This is a genomic window from Sandarakinorhabdus sp. (genome assembly GCF_031430775.1).
GTDB lineage: Bacteria > Pseudomonadota > Alphaproteobacteria > Sphingomonadales > Sphingomonadaceae > Sandarakinorhabdus.
The window spans coordinates 21,643-39,697 of record NZ_JANPCD010000063.1; the positions used below are offsets into that span (position 1 = coordinate 21,643).

Annotated in this window: 17 protein-coding genes; 12 read left to right on the top strand and 5 right to left on the bottom strand. The window is 64.2% G+C overall.

The features are described 5' to 3' along the window. Positions 1–317 precede the first annotated feature (317 nt). The gene (locus RMQ73_RS03355; protein ID WP_310496603.1) at positions 318–938 is read left to right on the top strand and encodes a response regulator; all 621 of its coding nucleotides are present in this window, start codon (positions 318–320) and stop codon (positions 936–938) included. A 308-nt stretch (positions 939–1,246) separates the two neighbouring features. Then, entirely contained in the window at positions 1,247–1,924 is a 678-nt protein-coding gene (gene gpmA / locus RMQ73_RS03360; protein ID WP_310496605.1) for a 2,3-diphosphoglycerate-dependent phosphoglycerate mutase, read from the top strand. Between the two features lie 32 nt (positions 1,925–1,956). On the opposite strand, the gene pyrC is transcribed toward gpmA, so the two are convergent. Then, on the bottom strand, positions 1,957–2,997 hold the full coding sequence (pyrC, locus tag RMQ73_RS03365) for a dihydroorotase (RefSeq protein WP_310496607.1): 1,041 nt from the start codon (positions 2,995–2,997) through the stop codon (positions 1,957–1,959). A gap of 157 nt (positions 2,998–3,154) precedes the next feature. Here pyrC and pabB point away from each other — a divergent pair, with 157 nt between their 5' ends. Beyond that, positions 3,155–4,909 (top strand): aminodeoxychorismate synthase component I, encoded by a 1,755-nt coding sequence (pabB, locus tag RMQ73_RS03370; protein WP_310496609.1) that lies wholly within the window; start codon positions 3,155–3,157, stop codon positions 4,907–4,909. Here the strand turns inward: pabB and RMQ73_RS03375 are convergent. After that, complete coding sequence (locus RMQ73_RS03375; RefSeq protein WP_310496611.1) at positions 4,890–6,101, bottom strand: L,D-transpeptidase family protein; 1,212 nt, start codon at positions 6,099–6,101, stop codon at positions 4,890–4,892. The two genes, pabB and RMQ73_RS03375, sit on opposite strands and share 20 nt — an antisense overlap. Positions 6,102–6,224: 123 nt before the next feature. On the opposite strand from RMQ73_RS03375, the gene RMQ73_RS03380 reads away from it, so the two are divergent. Both RMQ73_RS03380 and RMQ73_RS03385 read left to right on the top strand, forming a co-directional pair. After that, on the top strand, positions 6,225–6,791 hold the full coding sequence (locus RMQ73_RS03380) for a murein L,D-transpeptidase catalytic domain family protein (RefSeq protein ID WP_310496613.1): 567 nt from the start codon (positions 6,225–6,227) through the stop codon (positions 6,789–6,791). 32 nt (positions 6,792–6,823) lie between these two features. Next, positions 6,824–7,456: a peptidylprolyl isomerase gene (locus RMQ73_RS03385; protein ID WP_310496614.1), complete on the top strand. Its 633-nt coding sequence runs from the start codon at positions 6,824–6,826 to the stop codon at positions 7,454–7,456. Here the strand turns inward: RMQ73_RS03385 and RMQ73_RS03390 are convergent. After that, positions 7,453–8,907: a S41 family peptidase gene (locus RMQ73_RS03390; RefSeq protein WP_310496615.1), complete on the bottom strand. Its 1,455-nt coding sequence runs from the start codon at positions 8,905–8,907 to the stop codon at positions 7,453–7,455. The two genes, RMQ73_RS03385 and RMQ73_RS03390, sit on opposite strands and share 4 nt — an antisense overlap. A gap of 199 nt (positions 8,908–9,106) precedes the next feature. Here RMQ73_RS03390 and groES point away from each other — a divergent pair, with 199 nt between their 5' ends. The 3 genes from groES (at position 9,107) to RMQ73_RS03405 (ending at position 13,339) form a co-directional block, all read left to right on the top strand. Continuing rightward, a complete protein-coding gene (gene groES, locus RMQ73_RS03395) occupies positions 9,107–9,394 on the top strand; it encodes a co-chaperone GroES (RefSeq protein WP_310496616.1) in 288 nt (95 codons plus the stop codon). A 49-nt stretch (positions 9,395–9,443) separates the two neighbouring features. Beyond that, complete coding sequence (groL, locus tag RMQ73_RS03400; RefSeq protein WP_310496617.1) at positions 9,444–11,090, top strand: chaperonin GroEL; 1,647 nt, start codon at positions 9,444–9,446, stop codon at positions 11,088–11,090. Positions 11,091–11,356: 266 nt separating this feature from the next. Further along, complete coding sequence (locus RMQ73_RS03405; RefSeq protein WP_310496618.1) at positions 11,357–13,339, top strand: hypothetical protein; 1,983 nt, start codon at positions 11,357–11,359, stop codon at positions 13,337–13,339. Between the two features lie 31 nt (positions 13,340–13,370). Here RMQ73_RS03405 and RMQ73_RS03410 read toward each other — a convergent pair whose 3' ends face one another. Beyond that, positions 13,371–13,529, bottom strand: a complete 159-nt coding sequence (locus RMQ73_RS03410; RefSeq protein WP_310496619.1) for a hypothetical protein — start codon at positions 13,527–13,529, stop codon at positions 13,371–13,373. A 76-nt stretch (positions 13,530–13,605) separates the two neighbouring features. On the opposite strand from RMQ73_RS03410, the gene RMQ73_RS03415 reads away from it, so the two are divergent. Next, a complete protein-coding gene (locus tag RMQ73_RS03415; RefSeq protein ID WP_310496620.1) occupies positions 13,606–14,232 on the top strand; it encodes a class I SAM-dependent methyltransferase in 627 nt (208 codons plus the stop codon). Here RMQ73_RS03415 and RMQ73_RS03420 read toward each other — a convergent pair. Further along, entirely contained in the window at positions 14,183–15,037 is an 855-nt protein-coding gene (locus RMQ73_RS03420; protein WP_310496621.1) for a VacJ family lipoprotein, read from the bottom strand. The genes RMQ73_RS03415 and RMQ73_RS03420 overlap by 50 nt on opposite strands. 102 nt (positions 15,038–15,139) lie before the next feature. On the opposite strand from RMQ73_RS03420, the gene RMQ73_RS03425 reads away from it, so the two are divergent. The 3 genes from RMQ73_RS03425 to RMQ73_RS03435 form a co-directional block, all read left to right on the top strand. Then, entirely contained in the window at positions 15,140–16,753 is a 1,614-nt protein-coding gene (locus RMQ73_RS03425; protein ID WP_310496622.1) for a peroxidase family protein, read from the top strand. Positions 16,754–16,865: 112 nt separating this feature from the next. After that, a complete protein-coding gene (locus tag RMQ73_RS03430; protein WP_310496623.1) occupies positions 16,866–17,813 on the top strand; it encodes a metalloregulator ArsR/SmtB family transcription factor in 948 nt (315 codons plus the stop codon). A gap of 17 nt (positions 17,814–17,830) precedes the next feature. Next, on the top strand, positions 17,831–18,055 hold a 225-nt coding region (locus RMQ73_RS03435), incomplete at its 3' end, for a methylenetetrahydrofolate reductase (protein WP_409049825.1).

Consider the following 18,055-nt stretch of genomic DNA (forward strand, 5'->3'; position numbering starts at 1 on the left):
ATCAGACTCAGGAGACAGACATGGCTGAAAACGCAGTCCCCGCCACTCCGGCTGAAACTTCAGTCGCCGGCCAGGTCGACAGCCGCCAGCGACCGGACGTTCTCCCGCGCCTCGCCAGCGCTGGGGAACGCCCCCCAAAGGGCCGCCAGCCGCTGTTTCGGCGCTGATTGGTCAGCGTCGGCGTGTTCCGGGCCATGGCCGATTTCGATGAAAGCGAGTCAGCGCCGGCGGACGACGGTCTGGCGGCCGCCTGGCAATCGCAGGCGACCGCGCGCCCGGCCCGAACCAGCATGGTCAGAAGCGGTCCAGGCCGTGACATGCGCGACTGCGCCCTTGTCTATGTCGTCGATCACGACGCCCGAGTGCGTGCGGCGTTGCGCGCCACGCTTGAGGGCCAGGGACTTCGCACCATATGCTTTGCCGACGGCGCGGCATTCTTGCTGGCCCATCGCCGCCAGGACAATGTCTGCCTGCTGGCCGATACGGCGCTACCGGATCTGAAGGGGCTTTCGCTGCTACTGGCGCTGGGTGCAACAGCCGATCCGCTGCCTGTCATCATGATTACCGATTCCAGCGATATCAAAATGGCCGTTGGCGCCATCAATGCAGGCGCAGTTGGTCTGCTCCAGAAACCCGTTGGCGCCGCCGAACTTATTGCAAGCGTGATGCGCGCGCTGGCCGGCGGTCTGGCCGCAGCGGACCGCGCCGTCGGGCGCCGTGCGGCGCGCAATCATTTCGAAGGACTGACGCTACGCCAGCGCCAGATCATGACGATGGTTCTGGCAGGCCAGCCAAGCAAGATCATAGCCGCCGACCTCGGCATCAGCCGGCGCACAGTCGAAAACCACCGTGCCGCCATCATGCGCAAGAGCGGTTCGAAATCGCTGCCGGCATTGGCCCGGCTGGCCCTGGCAGCAGGCGAATTGTTGCCCAACTGAACCCCGATCTGCGGAGTTTCCGATGCTGATCAATCGGTCTTGCGGTCGCCTGCAATGCGACAACGTTGCAATCACGCCGCCAAGGGCACGCCAATGCGCCGGATTATGACCTGGCTCGCGATCATTTGGCTTGCATCCATTGGCACCATGGCCGTGACCCAGTCATACCGCCAACCGGGCGTGGCGGCAGACGCCGGCCACGCACATGGCAAGCTGCAATGATCGAAGCAGCGGGTAGTCCGGCCTGCAAAAACGATTGCAGGTCATTTTTTGCTGGTTCCGGCAGATGGGCACGGTAGAACGCCGCTATGTCCACACTCATCCTGCTGCGCCATGGCCAGAGCCAATGGAACCTTGAAAACCGCTTCACTGGCTGGTGGGACGTCGGACTTACCGCGCAGGGTGTGGCCGAGGCGCAGGCCGCGGGCCGCACCATGGCCGATGCCGGCATCGCGCTCGACATCGCCTTCACCAGCGTCCAGTCCCGCGCCATCAAAACGCTCAATCTGGCGCTCGGCACCATGCAACAGTCATGGATTCCGGTGATCAAGGACTGGCATCTCAATGAACGTCATTATGGCGCGCTGACCGGCCTCAACAAGGCGGAAACAGCGGCGAAACACGGTGAGGAACAGGTCAGGATCTGGCGCCGCAGTTTCGACGTGCCGCCGCCGCCGATAGAAGCCGGATCGCCCTTCGACCTGTCCGGCGACCGCCGCTATGCCGGCATCACCATTCCCGCTGCCGAAAGCCTGAAAGACACCATCGCGCGCGTGTTGCCCTATTTCGAGGCAAGGATTGCGCCCGAACTGAGAGCCGGCAAGACCGTCATCATCGCGGCGCACGGGAATTCGCTGCGCGCGCTGGTCAAGCATCTGTCGGGCATTTCCGACGCGGATATCCTGCACGAGGAAATTCCGACCGGAAAGCCGATGATCTACGACCTCGACCCGGACCTCAAGGCGATATCAAGACGCTATTTGTAAACGCAGAACGCCGCACCCCCGCCGCGTTAGGCTCAGCCCACGAATCGCCAGCCAAGCGTCTGTCCGCCATGAAACGGCACCACATCGGTGCCGGCCAGCGCCAGTCGTGCCGGCACTATTGTCTCGCCGCGCACCAGCGTGATGCGATCCTCATTAAGCGGCAAGCCATAGAATTGCGGCCCGAACAGGCTCGCAAAGCCTTCGAGGCGGTCCAGCGCGCGCTCCTCGTCAAAGGTCTTGGCATAGCTTTCGATGGCAAAGGGCGCGTTGTAGATCCCGGCGCAGCCGCAGTCGCTTTCCTTGTCGCCCACCGGATGCGGCGCACTGTCGGTGCCAAGGAAGAATTTGGGGCTGCCTGATACGGCGGCGGCCCGCAGCGCCAGCCGGTGCACTTCGCGCTTGGCGACCGGCAGGCAATAAAGATGCGGGCGGATGCCGCCTTCGAACATGGCGCTGCGGTTGATCGCCAGGTGATGCGGCGTGATGGTGGCGGCGATCAGCGGCCCGGCGCCCTCGACAAATTGCACGGCATCGCGCGTCGTGATGTGCTCGAACACGATCTTCAGGGCGGGAAAATCCGCCACGACATGCTGCAACGTCCGTTCGATGAACACCGCCTCCCGGTCGAAGATATCGACGTCATGGTCGGTGACTTCGCCGTGGATCAAGAACGGCATGCCGACGCGCTGCATGGCCTCCAGCGCCGGATAGATGTGACGCACATCAGTGACGCCGGCGGCAGAATTGGTCGTGGCATGGGCCGGATACAGCTTGGCGGCGGTGAATATCCCCTCGGCAAATCCGCGCACCAGCTCGTCCGGGTCGATATGATCGACGAGATAGCAGGTCATCAGCGGCTCGAACGTCACGCCTGCGGGCACGGCGGCGCGAATACGGTCCCGATAAGCCGCCGCTGCCGCCGCCGTCGTCACCGGCGGCTTGAGGTTGGGCATGACGATGGCGCGGGCGAACTGGCGCGCCGTGTGCGGCGTTACCGCTGCCAGCATGGCGCCATCACGCAAATGCACATGCCAGTCATCGGGACGGCGGATGACCAGAGTTTCAGCGTTCATGCGGGACGGCTCCTTTGTCTGGCCGGGATAGTGCGCACAGCCGCCGCCCGCAAGCGCGGCGCTTTTGATGGTGCTCCGCTGGCAAGCGCGGCACTGCGCCCCTTGCTCCTGCGCCGGCACGGGGTTAGCTCGGCTTTCTTGCCAGTGGAAGCCCGGTGTGTTCGACCCCGTCCAACCCTTTGTCCTGCTTGACGATGTCGCCGCTGGCCGTGCGCGGCTGTTCACCGGGCTTCTGGAAACCCTGCGAGCCGATGCCCCTGGCGCGGTCCGCCCGGCAATGGCCCGTCTTGCCGAACCCGGCCCATGGGCCGGTTACATCGGTTTCGAGGCTGGCCATGCCTTGGAACCCCGTCTTGCTGAATCCGGCCTTGCCGGCCGCGCTCCGCCAACGGGCCAGCCGCTGATCTGGATGGGCCGCTGGGCGCACGAAACACCGGTCGATGCCGCCGCGCTCACCGATGGCCATGGCCCGGCCAGCGTCGGCGCGCTGGTCCCCGGCATCACACAGGCGCAGCACGCCGACGCCGTCGCGCGGCTTCACGCGCTCATTGCCTCGGGCGATATCTATCAAGCCAATTTGACGTTTCAGGCGACCGTGGCAATCCATGGCCATCCCCTGGCGCTCTATGCCCGCCTGCGTGCCGGCAGCGCCGCGCCATATGGGGCGCTGGTGCATGACGGCACGCGCTGGCTGCTCGGCTTTTCGCCCGAGCTGTTCTTCAAGATGGAGGGCCGCCGACTGACCGCCCGGCCGATGAAGGGTACGGCACCGCGCGGCCACGATGCTGCCAGCGATGCCGCCGCCGCTGCCGCGCTGGCTGCCGATCCCAAGAACCGCGCCGAAAACCTGATGATCACCGACCTTATCCGCAATGATCTGTCGCGGGTTGCAGACGGCGTCGCCGTGCCGGCGCTGTTCGCGATCGAAACATATCCGACCCTGTTGCAAATGACATCGACGATCACTGCCCGGGCGCGGCCCGGCGTCACCGCGGCCGACGTCATCGCCGCGATGTTTCCTTGCGGCTCGGTCACTGGCGCGCCCAAGATCCGCGCCATGCAAGTCATCGGCGAAGTGGAGCCATCGCCGCGCGGCGTATACACCGGCTCCATCGGCGTCATCTCGGCGGATGGTGATGCCGTGTTCAATGTCGCCATCCGCACCTTGGTCGTCGAGGCGGGACGGGCCCGGCTGGGTCTGGGCAGCGGGATCGTCGCCGACAGCGAAGCGGGCGCAGAATGGGACGAATGCCTCGCCAAGTCTGCATTCCTTTGCCGCCGCCCACCGCCCGACCTGATCGAGACAATGCGCTGCGAGTCTGGCAGCATCATGCTCCTCGATCGCCATCTGTCCCGCATGGCGGCCAGCGCACGCTTCCTCGGCTTCGGCTTCGACCCCGATGCTGCCCGCACGCAGCTAATGGCCGCCGTAAAATCCCATTCCGGTCGGGTTCGGCTGCTGGCGGCGCCGTCGGGCGCCTTGAGCATCCTGTGCTCGCCGATGCCGTCGCCGCCCGGGTTGCCCGTGCCCGTGATGGCCGTGCCGCTGACCGTCGACGACTGGCGACTGCGCCACAAGACCAGCGACCGCGCCTTTTATGACGCGCCCCGCCTTGCCGCCGGCACGCCCGAAGTCGTGTTCGTCCGGCCCGATGGCCTGGTCACCGAGGGCAGCTTCACGACAATCTTCGTCAGGCGCGGCGACATGCTGCTGACGCCGCCCCTGCACCTGGGCCTGCTGCCGGGTGTGCTGCGCGCGGAGCTAATCGCCAATGGCCGCGCGCAGGAGGCCGAGCTCGGTATCGCCGATCTTGCGAGCGGATTTCTCATCGGCAACTCCCTGCGCGGGCTGCTCCGGGCCACGCTGGCGGATTCACACGCGGCAAGGGCTGTTACGCCGGGCAGCGGCTGACCATATTGGCGCTCGCAAGGCTGACCGGCCCCGCTATGTTGCCGGCTACCCTGTCGCGGCGATAGATGTCGCGGTGCATCAAGACCTTGCCTTGCGCGTCCACGCCGGCAGTGAAATAGGTGATGTACACCGGCAGTGCGCCAGATAGCGGCACAGTCACAGTTTCGCCCGATGCGACAATCGCATCGATGTCCGCCGCGCTGCGCACATCCTCGACCAGCGTCTTGGCCAGCCCCATGGCATCGCCGACCCGCACACAGCCATGACTGAAGGCACGCACATCGCGCTCGAACAGCGGCTTTGCCGGCGTGTCATGCAGATAGACGCTATGCGGGTTGGGCATGTCGAGCTTGACCTGGCCCAGGGCATTGTCCGGGCCGGGTTTTTGCCGCCAGCGGTCGCCGGCACGGACATAGCCCTTGCTGGCGGGAAAGCGGCCGTGATTTTCGGCAACGATGCTGGCGGGAATCTCCCACCATGGATTGAGGATGACGCCCGCAATGCTCGCGGCGAACACTGGCGTCGGCGTGCGGGTCTTGCCGACGATGACCCGCCATGTGCCGCGCTGCTGGCCCTGTTTCCACAACCGGGCTTCAAAGGCTGCGACATTGACCAGCACGAAATCCGGCCCCAGCGACCGCGGTAGCCAGCGCCATCGCTCCATGTTGCGCGCCAGTGTCTGGCGCCTGCCAGGGTCCGTCTCCAGCGACAGCGCGAGGGCGAGCGCGGCATAGTCCGGATGCTGCGGGCGCAGGCCACCGAAAAAGCTGTCGAGGCCATCCTCGCCCAATGCCAGTGCGGCCGACAGGCCAGCGCCCAGATCGATCGTCCGGTCGCTGTCGTCCATGTGCCAGCGCGCCGGGTCGCTGGCCGCTGCCGTGCCCAGCAGATGCGCCTTAGCCAAGGCCAGCGCGGCCCGCGTCGCCGCTTCATCGATCCCGGCTGCATCGGCGCTTCGCAGCGCCGCGTCCAGCGCTGTCAGATCCGGCACCGGCAGCGCATCGGCCCCGGCAAAATCCGCCCATTGCCGCAACCGCACGATGGTGGCCGCATCCCAGTGCGGCGGCGCTTGCGCCTGAACCGGCGGCGCTTGCGCCTGAGCCGGCGGCGCTTGCGCTTGAACAGGCGTCGCTTGCGCTTGAACAGGCGTCGCTGCCATCACCAGCATCGCTATCGCCAACAGGGGCTTCATCGCTGTTTCCTGTCCTTCTGGCGTATCGCCCTCTTTCGGGCGCCCTTTTGCCTGCCTATTTTGGAGCGAGCAATCTGGATCACGCATCATATGCATATCACACGGCGCGGCCTTTTGGCTGTCATGGCTGGCGGATCGGCCCTTGCGGCTGCGCCGCGTGCGTTTGCATCCGTGCGGCAGGACTTGCCGGTCGGCCTGTTGCCGCGTGCCATCGCTTCGCTCGGCCGCCACGGCGCCGCTGTTCCAAACCACGATCTGATCGGCATCGCCGATTTCTCAAGGGCCTCGGCAGACCCGCGCTTCCACCTCGTTGATGTTGCCAATGGCCGGGTCGCTGCGACATATCTTGTCTCCCATGGTCGCGGCTCCGATCCCGTGCACACGGGATGGTTGCAACGCTTCTCCAACCAGTCCGGTTCCAACGCATCGTCGCGTGGCAGCTATGTCACCGGCGAGGCGTATGTCGGCAAGCATGGCCGTTCGCGCCAGCTGCACGGCCTCGACGCCGACAACAGCGCCGCGTTCGAACGGGCTATCGTCATTCACGGCGCCGATTATGTCAGCACGGCCATGGTGGCCACCCATGGCCGCATCGGCCGCAGTCAGGGCTGCTTTGCCTTTTCGCGCACCGACATCGAAAGCGTGCTGGCCCGGCTGGGGCCGGGGCGGCTGCTCTACGCTGACCGATAGCCGCGCCGGCCATGGCGCGCTAATGTGGTACCATGATTCGCTCCGTCCTGCCGCTTTTCCTCATTCTTGCCGCGCCTGCGCTGGCGCAGCCCGCTCCCGAAACGCCCGCACCGGCTCCTGCGCCCGCACCTGTACCGGCGCTGGTGCGCGTCACGCTGACGACGCCGCTTGGCGCCATCGTGCTCGGCCTCGACAAGGACCATGCGCCGGTCACTTCCGCTTATTTCCTCAAATATGTCGATCAGAAACGCCTTGATGGCTCGACGTTCTACCGCGCCTATCGCATCACGCCCGATGGCACGTTGGGGCTTGTGCAGGGCGGGGTGCTCGACCCGCGCAAGCTGTTGCCGCCGGTCGCGCACGAGCCGACGAGCATGACCGGCCTGACCCATACCGAAGGCGCGATTTCGCTGGCCCGGATGGCGCCGGGCACCGCCACCGCCAATTTCTTCATCATCCTTGGCGATCTTTCCAGTCTCGATGCCCAGCCAGCCGGCAAGGGCGACCCCGATGGCTATGCCGTGTTCGGGCGCGTGCTTGAGGGCATGGACGTGGTCCGCAAGATCCTCGCCGCACCAACATCGCCGACCAAGGGCGAAGGCAGCCTCAAGGGCCAGATCATCGAAGTGCCGGTACCGCTCCTGTCGGCGCGCCGCACGCCCTAGAACAATCCCGGCACCTCGCGCTGCGCCGCTGTCGGATTGGCGGCAATCAACATTGCGCGCTCGGAAGCATCGGCGGACAATGACCGGGCCGTATTGGCCGCGATCGGGCTGCATACCCGACCGTTCAGAAAATCGAGTGAACGGGCAACCGAATTTTCGCGGGCGTCGCCCAGCGGCTGGCCGACATCGTCGGTTGCGGCGCAGCTATTCGGCACCTTGTCGGCCATTCCGTTGAAATACTCGCCCTGGCGCAGGCTGTTCTGCGTGGCAAAGGCCGTGATGCGCAGCCGGTCATCGCATTCGGCGCGGTCGCGCGCGATCTGGCCGACCGGCTTGCCGAAAGTGTTTGCGCCGACGAGCGCCATGCTGGTCGGATAATAGGGAATGAAGCCGTTGATGACGAATTCGCTGGCCGATGCCGTGGCGCCGGTGCCGATGAAGGCGATGCGTACCGGCGATACCGATTGCGATTGGAACGTGAAATTATGAACATCGTTGTTCGATGATTTTTCGGGGCGGAATACGGTGCGCGAGAACACCTCGCTGGAAAAGCGGTTGCCGCCCATCAAGTCGCCCATAAGCTCGGCTGTCGAAACCAGCCCGCCGCCATTGTGCCGGAAATCGATTATGAAGCGGGTAACGCCTTGGTTGCGCAGCGTCAGGAAGGCCGAACGCAACTGAGCATCGGCGGTGGAAATGAACGTCCGCAGGTTGATATAGCCAACCGGGCCGGAGGCATCGCTTATAACGCGCACGCCAAAGCGCGGCGACACTGGCTGGATGTTGAAATCCGCCTTGATGATGTTCAGCACGCGGGTGCCTGAAGCATCGCTGATCCGCAACGTGCGCGCCAGACCGGCGGTAGAGGCGCCGAACGCCGCGGAAACGGCCGCCGAGCCGCCACCAGCCATCAGGCTGCTGACTGATTCCAGCGTTGCCTCGCTGGTACCGATCGCGAGAATTTCGGCGCCCCGGTCGATGCCCGCGCCCAGTGCCGGCGCGCCTTCGAAGGCATCGGTGACAAAGGCCCGGCGCGCGGCGGTGTCATACTGGATTCGAATCCCGAACGCCGCTGTCTGGCCGGACGTGTTGAAGGCGTTTTCCTCGGCAATCGAGGTTATGTAAGTAAATCCCCGGTCGCGGTTCTGGGCGCGGGCCGGCGCCACCAGTGCATCGATATAGGATTGCACAGTGGCATGGTCGGACGGATTGACGCCCGATGCAATCAGATCGGGAAACAGATACCATTCCGAAATCTGCGCCGCTGCCCAATCCTGCCGAGACCGCAGCGAGCATGACCCGGTTGCAGGCGGCGTCACTCCGCCGCCACCGCCACCACCGGGGGGTGCCGTGCCGCCGCCGCACGCAGTCACTGCGATGCAGAGCAACGCCGTGACGGCCCTGGCCATGAAACGGGATGTGGATACGCGGCGCAAAACTGGCTCGTTCATGGCGATGTTGTCGCAAGCCTGCTGCCTTCTGTCCAGCGACCAGCCGGCGCAGATTGACGCAGAAAATTCACACGGCCCGCCCTTGACGATGACAGGGTGGCGGCACATATGCAGCCTCGCTGTTGGCACTCGCCGCTGTTGAGTGCCAGCGCATCCGAATTTTCGTAAAACCGAATTCCCATAACCAATGAGGGCTCAAATGGCATTTCGTCCGCTCCATGACCGCGTGCTCGTGCGCCGCGTCGAAGCTGAAGCAAAGACTGCCGGGGGTATCATCATCCCCGATACCGCCAAGGAAAAGCCGCAGGAAGGCGAAGTCGTCTCCGTCGGCACCGGCACGCGCGGCGATGACGGGGTTGTCACCCCGCTCGAAGTCAAGGCCGGCGACAAGATCCTGTTCGGCAAATGGTCCGGCACCGAGGTCAAGCTCGATGGCGAAGACCTGCTGATCATGAAGGAAAGCGATATCCTGGGTATTCTCGGCTGAAGCCAGCACCTGAATCTCCCAACCCAACCAGACTTTAAGGAGTATCAAAATGGCAGCCAAGGACGTGAAGTTCGGCCGTGACGCCCGCGAACGCATTCTGCGCGGTGTCGACATTCTCGCTGACGCCGTGAAGGTGACGCTGGGTCCCAAGGGCCGCAACGTCGTCATTGAAAAGAGCTTCGGTGCGCCCCGCATCACCAAGGACGGCGTGACCGTCGCCAAGGAAATCGAACTCAAGGACAAGTTCGAAAACCTCGGCGCCCAGATGGTGCGTGAAGTCGCCTCCAAGACCAACGACATTGCCGGCGATGGCACCACCACCGCCACCGTGCTGGCCCAGGCCATCGTGCGCGAAGGCATGAAGTCGGTTGCCGCCGGCATGAACCCGATGGATCTCAAGCGCGGCATCGATCTGGCCGTTGGCAAGGTCGTCGCTGATCTCAAGGCCCGTTCCAAGCCGGTCAGCGGTTCTGCGGAAATTGCCCAGGTCGGCACCATCTCAGCCAATGGCGAGAGCGAAATCGGCAACATGATCGCCAAGGCCATGGAAAAGGTCGGCAAGGAAGGCGTGATCACCGTCGAAGAAGCCAAGGGCATGGAATCGGAACTGGATGTCGTCGAAGGCATGCAGTTCGACCGTGGCTATCTGAGCCCCTATTTCATCACCAACCCGGAAAAGATGCAGGTCGAACTCGAATCGCCCTACATCCTCATCCATGAAAAGAAGCTGTCGAACCTGCAGGCGCTGCTCCCGGTTCTGGAAGCCGTTGTCCAGTCGGGTCGCCCGCTGCTGATCATCGCCGAAGACGTCGAAGGCGAAGCGCTTGCCACCCTCGTGGTCAACAAGCTGCGCGGTGGCCTCAAGGTCGCTGCCGTCAAGGCGCCCGGCTTCGGTGATCGCCGCAAGGCCATGCTCGAAGACATCGCCGTCTTGACCAAGGGCGAGATGATCTCCGAAGACCTGGGCATCAAGCTGGAGAACGTCACCCTGCCGATGCTCGGCCAGGCCAAGCGCGTCACCATCGACAAGGACAACACCACCATCGTCGATGGCGCCGGTGAAGCCGACAGCATCAAGGCCCGCGTCGAACAGATCCGTGCCCAGATCGAAATCACCACCAGCGACTATGACAAGGAAAAGCTCCAGGAGCGTCTTGCCAAGCTTGCGGGCGGCGTCGCGGTCCTCAAGGTCGGCGGCTCGACGGAAGTTGAAGTCAAGGAACGCAAGGACCGCGTTGACGACGCCCTGCACGCCACGCGCGCAGCCGTCGAAGAAGGCATCGTCCCAGGCGGCGGCACGGCTCTGCTGTACGCCACCAAGGCTCTCGAAGGGCTCAAGGGCGCCAACGACGACCAGACCCGCGGTGTGGACATCATCCGCCGCGCGCTGTTCGCCCCGGTGCGCCAGATCGCTGCCAACGCCGGCCATGACGGCGCCGTTGTCTCGGGCAAGCTGCTCGAAGGCGGCGACGACAAGATCGGCTTCAACGCACAGACCGATGTCTACGAAAACCTCGTGGCTGCCGGCGTCATCGACCCGACCAAGGTCGTGCGCACAGCGTTGCAGGATGCAGCCTCGGTCGCATCGCTGCTGATCACCACCGAAGCTGCCATCACCGAAGCACCGGCTGACGACAAGCCCGGCGGCGGCGGCATGGGCGGCGGCATGGGCGGCATGGGCGGGATGGACTTCTAAAAGCCCAGACCCAAGTCACCGGAAAATCGGGGGTCGCAGGTTCGCCTGCGGCCCTTTTTTCATGTTTGGCGGTGCTGCGAAGCAACGTCTTCAATTTTCAATAGTATTGATTGCACAAAGACTGCCAATACTTGTCTTTTTGTATGAATCCGTCAAAAGTGCTGCACCCTATGCCCTTGGTAATTGCACAAAGCATCCATCAGGTATAAGCTCGGTCAAAATAAAATCAAAACAGATATTGGGCCGCGCTTTTCTGGGAGTGTTTCATGTCTGTCACGCAACTTGCGTCCGGTTTGGCCGGAGCTATCGGCAGCAGCTTTCGCGCGCCGCAGAATCAATTGTTGTTCGTTGAATTCGGCGGCAAACTGTCGAAACTCGATCTGTTTCCGCACGCCAGCATCATCTCGTCTGGGCTGGTCATGCTCAAGGGGACATTTGTCTTCGATCTGGAAACCGGCACCCAGGGCGGAGTCGGCCCGGCCGGCGACATCTGGTGGCAGCAGCAGACAACGGTGAAGCGCCAGATGACGCCGCGCAATGGCGCCGGCATCGTCCGGCTCGGCGCGGTCGGCTTCACGGCGCTTGGTCCCAATGCGCTTCAGATGCTGAGTTATGGCAGCACTTCCATTCCGGGCAACAACGATGCCACCAACCAGCTGACCCCCGGCACCGTGTTTGCCGTGCGAACCGCCGCTGGCAATTACGCCAAGGTGCGCGTGCTGACCTATGGCTACAACATGTTCATCCAATGGGTCACCTATCGGCTCAACCCGGCCTATGCCGTCATCGGCACCGGCTATGTCGAGCCCGAGGATGTCGAAGTCAGCGCCAGCAACACCCAAGCCTATATCACCGAGCGCGGCGGCAATTTGCTGCGCGTCCCGCTGACGGGGCCGCATTCCAATCGATCGCTCGCGACAGTGGTGTCTTCGGGCATGACGGCGCCGCACCAGATCGCGCTCGATGAAGCGGGTGGCGACGCATATGTGGTCGAATTCGCCAATCCGGGACATCTGTGGCGAATCGATCTGGCCAGCGGCGCCCGCACATCTGTGGCATCGGGCCTCAATCGCGCCATCGGCCTTGTGCTCAGCGCGGACAGGCAATTCGCCTATGTCAGCGAACAAGGCCCCGGCACCGTCAGCCGCATCACCTTGTCCAGCGGCGCAAAAACAGTGCTTGCGACCGGGCTGACCGCGGCCTTCATGCTCAGTTGGGCCGATGCCGGGCAGACATCGCTGCTGGTTGTCGAACGTGACCCAGCCAACCGCGTCACCCAGATAAACCTGGCTGGCGGCTCGGCGGTCATCGCGCCCGCCATGCCGGCGCGGCCATCGAGTGTGGCCGTGATTGCACCGGGCCGCATGCTGGTGTGCTGCAATGACGTCATAGCGCAGGTCAATTTCCTGGCGGCGTCGCTCGATCCATCGGGGCCGCTGCTCATGGGCATCGGCTTTGTGCCGTTCGACAAGATCGATGCCGGCGGGCTGGCAACCACCGATGCCGGCTATTTCTACGCCGTTACCAATGCACCGTTCGGCGGCACGCTGCCGATCATGATCAACCACCAGCGCGCCGCTACGTCGGGCGCAAGCCACTACCGGGTGCGGGTGGACGGCACCACGCGCAGCGACAGTTGGGCGGACTATCGCTGGAACGGGCTGCAATATCTGCTGACCAATGTCGGTCCGGTGACGGTTGCGGGGCTTAGCAACTGCTTCCCGGTGCATCCGATCAGCGATCTGTTCCTGTGGATGAACCCGTCGCTGGGCATGTTGATGGCGTCGGTGGGCCTCCCCAATGGCACGCACACTATCCAGGTGGACTTCATCAATGCTGCCGGCGCGCCGATTGCCAGCTCGACTCCGCTGGTCATCATGGTGAACAATCAGAACTGCGTCGGGGCCTTGTCACCGCCAACGTTGGGCGGGGCAGCTGCGGATGCATGCGGCGTGCTGCATGTCGGCGGCGGCGGCACGGTGGATATCGGCTTCACCGCCAGCCATCCGCAGAACTATGGCAACTGGAGCATCAGCGTCATCAAGGGTGTTACCGGCGTATTGGCCCAAAGCGGGCCATTGCCGCCGGCGATCACCCAGGTGTCGGCTACATCGGCGACATTGCTGGCAGGCTGCCCGATGGCCGGTTTCGCCGCCTATCTCTATGTGGCGACGACTGTCCAAAACGGCTGGGGCCGGCAATCGCAATATGATGCCAGCGATGCCGTGGCGTTCGTGCTGGCGCCATGAACGAGAGGGGCCGGCGGTGGCAGCCGCCGGCCTATTTCGCCGCCTGCGCTTCAGCCATCGCCGCATCGACATCCGCCACGGCCTTGTCAGCCGTGGCCTGTTCCCCGGCCGATGACCGCACTTCGGGTTCGGACCCGCACGCTGCCAGCAGCAGGGCGGGGGCGACGAGCAGGGCAGGGTGGATACGCATCGCCGTCTGATACATCAACGCTTGCCCTAATGCCACGTCGCGGCCAAGCTTCCGGCGCAAGCGGGGGGCGAGATACATGGGCTGGTATTCGGAATGGCTGTTTCCACGGCTGCTTGACCGGGCGCTGGGCCATCCGCGCATCGCGGAGCGGCGCCGCGCGCTGGTGTCACAGGCGCGCGGCGATGTTCTGGAAATAGGCTTTGGCAGCGGCGCGACGCTGCCATTCTATGATCCCGCGCGGGTCACGGCGCTGACCGTGGTCGAGCCGTCCGAGGGCATGAACAAGCGCGCCGAAACCGCCATCGCCGCCAGCCCGGTGCCGATTACATCGATACCTGGCGCCGGCGAGTCGCTGCCCTTCAGCAACGCCAGTTTCGACACCGTGGTCTGCTGCCTGACGCTGTGCAGTGTTGCCGACCCGCCCCGCGTGCTGGACGAGGTGCGCCGCGTGCTGCGTCCCGGCGGGCAATTCCTGTTCATGGAACATGTCCTGAGCGAGGATGCCGGCCGCCGTCGCTGGCAGCAGCGCCTCAACCCCATCCAGCGCGTTGTCGGTGTCGGCTGCAATCTCAACCGCGACAGCGCCGCGATGATCCGCGGCGCCGGTCTTTCGCTCGGCCCCATTGTGCAGGAAATAGAGCCGGCGTTCGGCGCTATGGCGCCTTTGGTGCCTCTGGTGGCGGGAGCGGCGGTGAAGGCGTAACGACCGGCTCAGCCGGCGCTTCAGCCGGCGCTTCAGGGGGCGGCGCCGGGTTTGGGGTCGCCGCATCCTCAGGCTCGGCAAACGGATCGTCGCTTTCGGGCGGGTTGCCGTCGAACAAAAGCGCGCGGCGCCGCTGCAGGAACGCCGATTTGACCAGCGTGTATTCGTCCAGACTGTCGGCCAGCAACTTGTCGCCGCCCGCGTCGGTCAGTTGGGCGCGAAAATCGACGATCCGCAGGCTGATCTGCGCCGCCCGCGCCGGAATCGTCGGGCTGAGCAGGGCATTGCGGGCAAAATCCGCCGGGTCGATGAAGAAATCCAGCGGCGTCGCCAGCCCGTCGCGCAGCGTCGATGGCCCGAACAGCGGCAGCACGAGATACGGCCCGGATTTGATCCCCCATCGCGCGAAGGTCTGGCCGAAATCCTCAGGCTCGCGCGGGCGGCCGAGATCTGTGGCGACATCGTTGATCCCGGCAACGCCCAGCGTGGAGTTGACGATGAAACGATCGACCGTGCGCATCGCCTGGTCGATCTTGCCTTGCAAAACCGCATTCAGGAAATTCGCCGGCTCGCCATAGTTGCGATAGGCGTTGCCGATGGCAGTGCGACCGGCTTGGGGTACAACGGCGCGATAGCCCTGTGACAGCGGCCGGATCGCATAACGGTCGAGCCGCTTGTTGAAGGCATAAATACGCCGGTTGGACTTTTCCCAGGGGTCCGCCTCGGCACGTGACAGATCAGTGGCGCCCGGCGTTGCACAGGCGCAAAGCGGCAGCAGCAAAAGCGACAATAACAGCATGCGCATGAGCGCGTTGTGGCAGCAATCCGCGCATCTTGCAAAGGGGCGGGGTTACGATGAGGCGTCAGTCTGCTATCATCCGATGGTAAAATCGGGGGATTGACGGACATGTCGTTTCTTTCATTTGTCACCAAAGCCTTGGACGCTCTCGATCTTGACGACGACGTCAACCGCATCGTTATCGACCGGCTGGTGCGCCGCACCCGAAACCGCCCGCATCCCTGGAGCACGCGGCACGATTACATCTCATGGTCCAGCCTGACAGACCGCACCTACAATGCCCGGCTGCTGCCCGCCAAAGCCTATCCCGATGCCGAAGCTATGGGCACGCGCCGCCCGCCGGTTGCCGCCGTCGCCGAATTGTTCGCCGTCCCGGCCGGCCAGGCGCAGCGAACCTGCCCCAAATCCACCGGGCTGTTCCCCGCCTTTGCCCAATATCTGACCGATGGCTTCATCCGCACGCAATTGTCGAACGATGACACGCTGACAGACAGGCGGCGCACCACGTCGAACCATGAAATCGACATGAGCCCGCTTTATGGTCGTACACCTGTCCAGACCCGCGTGCTGCGGGTGGCAAATCCCGGCCCCGGCCAGCTTGGCCAATTGAAAACCCAGACCATCGGCGGCGAAGCGTTTCCGCCAGCTCTGTTCGGCGACGACGGCCAGGTGAAACCGGAATTCTGCATCGACGGCAAGCCGGTGCTCGACACGCCGCTGGGAATCGACCGCGCCGAGGGCGGCGCCCGTGCCAGCCTGTTTGCCGTCGGCGGTGACCGGGTCAATGCCGCCCCGCAGACCGCGATGATGAACACGCTGTTCCTGCGCGAACACAACCGGCTGGCAGCGATGCTGGAGAAAGGCCACCCCGATTGGGATGATGAACGCGTGTTCGAAACCGCGCGCAACATCATCATCGTCATGTTCATCAAGATCGTCGTCGAGGAATATATCAATCATATCAACACCACCGAATTCATGTTGCAGGCCGATCCGTCGGGCGCCTGGAAGGCAAGGTGGAACCGGCCGAACTGGATGACGGTGGAATTCAGCCTTCTTTATCGCTGGCACGCGCTGGTGCCGCAGAACGTCACCTGGGGCGGCAAGACCCTGCCGGGCAACATCACGCTGATGGACAACCGCTTCCTGACCGGCAGTGGCCTGGCCACCAGTTTTGTCGAAGTGTCGGCGCACAAGGCCGCCGCACTGGGCCTGCAAAATTCGGCGACCTTTCTTGTCAACGCCGAACGCAAGGCCGTCGAACAGGCGCGGCTCAACAATCTGGCCACCTATAACGACTATCGCAGCGCCATGGGCATGAAGCCGGCAACAAGCTTTGCCGCCATCGTCGGCGACAGCGACAACAAGGTGGAAAAGGCCCGCCGCGCCGCGCTGGCCGACAAGCTCAAGGCGCTTTACGGCACGCCGGACAATGTCGAATTCTATGTCGGCCTGTTTGCCGAACCGCGCGAACCCAACGGGCCGCTGCCCGATCTCGTGTCGGCGATGGTGGCGATGGACGCGTTTTCACAAGCGCTGACCAATCCGCTCTTGAGCGAGCACGTCTGGGGCAATGACAAGAACCGCGCGCTCGCCTTCACTGCCGAGGGACTGGCTGAAATCGACAAGACAAAAACGCTGCGCGACATACTGGCTCGCAATTCGACCGGACTCGGCAAACGGTTTGTCGGCATGACCCGCAAGGAATGGCAGCGGGAATAGCCCTGCTGCCAAAGCAGCGGTTGAATCGGCCTGCGGCGAAGCACTGTTTGTTGCAGCCTGCGGCTGTGGGGCGGCTTGACTGATATAAAGATATCTTTATGTCCCATCCGTGATGGACGTATTGCTCGCCATATTTCGTAGCCTTTCCGACGCCAGCCGGTTGCGTATCCTGCTGCTTTTGCGACGCATGGAGCTGTCGGTCGGCGAAATCGCCGCCGTGCTCGGCCAAAGCCAGCCCCGCGTTTCGCGCCACATCCGCATCCTTGCCGACGCCGGCGTGGTCGATCGCGCCAAGGAAGGCGCCTGGGTTTTCGTACGGCTCGGCAAGGCGGCCATCAGCGGCCCTGCGCTGGCCGCAATCGATGCGCTGGGCGGTAGCGATCTTGCTGCCGCCGATCTGGAACGCCTGACTGCGGTGCGCGCCGAACGCGCCGCCGCCGCCGATGCCTGGTTCGCCGCCCATGCCGATGACTGGGACAAGGAACGCTCGCTGGCCGCTGCCGAAGCCGATGTCGAGGCGGCGATCATCGCGGCGCTTGGCGGCCACAGCCTTGGCGCGCTGATCGATGTCGGAACCGGCACCGGCCGCATGATCGAACTGCTGGGGCCGCGCGCCCGCAGCGCGCTGGGCATCGACCGCTCACCCGAAATGCTGCGGCTGGCGCGTGGCCGGATAGAATCCAGTGGGCTTGTCCATGCCCAGGTGCGCGCCGGCGACATGTATGCGCTGCCCGGCAGCGATGCGTCGGCCGATACCGTGGTCGTGCATCAGGTGCTGCATTTTGCCGATGATCCCGGCGCCGTGGTCCGGGAGGCAGCGCGCGTGCTCGCTCCGGGCGGGCGCTTGCTGGTCGTCGACCTGATGCCGCACGACCGCGAAGACCTGCGGACAACGCGGCGTCATGTCCGGCTCGGTTTTGCCGACGAGGCCGTGACCGGGTGGATGGCAGCAGCAGGGCTATCGGCAAGCGTCGTGGCACAGTTGCCGTCCATGGATGGGCTAGGCGTGAGTTTGTGGCTTGGCCAGCAGCCGGCCAATGCGGAAAGGCGTGCAGCGTGAATCTGTCTCTTGGCCAGATGGCCGAAGCGGCCCGCGCCCTTAACGGGCCATTGTTTGCCGATTTGCCCGGCGATCTGTCCATCAGTTTCGAATTTTTCCCGCCCAAGAGCGAAGCGATGGAAAAGACATTGTGGGAATCGGTGGAAACACTGACGCCGCTGGCCCCGCGCTTTTTCTCGGTGACTTACGGCGCCGGCGGTTCGACCCGGGAACGCACCCATGCCACGGTGGCGCGCATTGCC

Excerpts from the sequence above, each read along its gene's own strand:
- RMQ73_RS03355 (WP_310496603.1), top strand. The coding sequence starts at position 318 with ATGCGCGACTGCGCCCTTGTCTATGTCGTCGATCACGACGCCCGAGTG.
- gpmA (WP_310496605.1), top strand. The coding sequence starts at position 1,247 with ATGTCCACACTCATCCTGCTGCGCCATGGCCAGAGCCAATGGAACCTT.
- pyrC (WP_310496607.1), bottom strand. The coding sequence starts at position 2,997 with ATGAACGCTGAAACTCTGGTCATCCGCCGTCCCGATGACTGGCATGTG.
- RMQ73_RS03375 (WP_310496611.1), bottom strand. The coding sequence starts at position 6,101 with ATGAAGCCCCTGTTGGCGATAGCGATGCTGGTGATGGCAGCGACGCCT.
- RMQ73_RS03380 (WP_310496613.1), top strand. The coding sequence starts at position 6,225 with ATGGCTGGCGGATCGGCCCTTGCGGCTGCGCCGCGTGCGTTTGCATCC.
- RMQ73_RS03385 (WP_310496614.1), top strand. The coding sequence starts at position 6,824 with ATGATTCGCTCCGTCCTGCCGCTTTTCCTCATTCTTGCCGCGCCTGCG.
- RMQ73_RS03390 (WP_310496615.1), bottom strand. The coding sequence starts at position 8,907 with ATGAACGAGCCAGTTTTGCGCCGCGTATCCACATCCCGTTTCATGGCC.
- groES (WP_310496616.1), top strand. The coding sequence starts at position 9,107 with ATGGCATTTCGTCCGCTCCATGACCGCGTGCTCGTGCGCCGCGTCGAA.
- groL (WP_310496617.1), top strand. The coding sequence starts at position 9,444 with ATGGCAGCCAAGGACGTGAAGTTCGGCCGTGACGCCCGCGAACGCATT.
- RMQ73_RS03405 (WP_310496618.1), top strand. The coding sequence starts at position 11,357 with ATGTCTGTCACGCAACTTGCGTCCGGTTTGGCCGGAGCTATCGGCAGC.
- RMQ73_RS03410 (WP_310496619.1), bottom strand. The coding sequence starts at position 13,529 with ATGCGTATCCACCCTGCCCTGCTCGTCGCCCCCGCCCTGCTGCTGGCA.
- RMQ73_RS03415 (WP_310496620.1), top strand. The coding sequence starts at position 13,606 with ATGGGCTGGTATTCGGAATGGCTGTTTCCACGGCTGCTTGACCGGGCG.
- RMQ73_RS03420 (WP_310496621.1), bottom strand. The coding sequence starts at position 15,037 with ATGCGCATGCTGTTATTGTCGCTTTTGCTGCTGCCGCTTTGCGCCTGT.
- RMQ73_RS03425 (WP_310496622.1), top strand. The coding sequence starts at position 15,140 with ATGTCGTTTCTTTCATTTGTCACCAAAGCCTTGGACGCTCTCGATCTT.
- RMQ73_RS03430 (WP_310496623.1), top strand. The coding sequence starts at position 16,866 with ATGGACGTATTGCTCGCCATATTTCGTAGCCTTTCCGACGCCAGCCGG.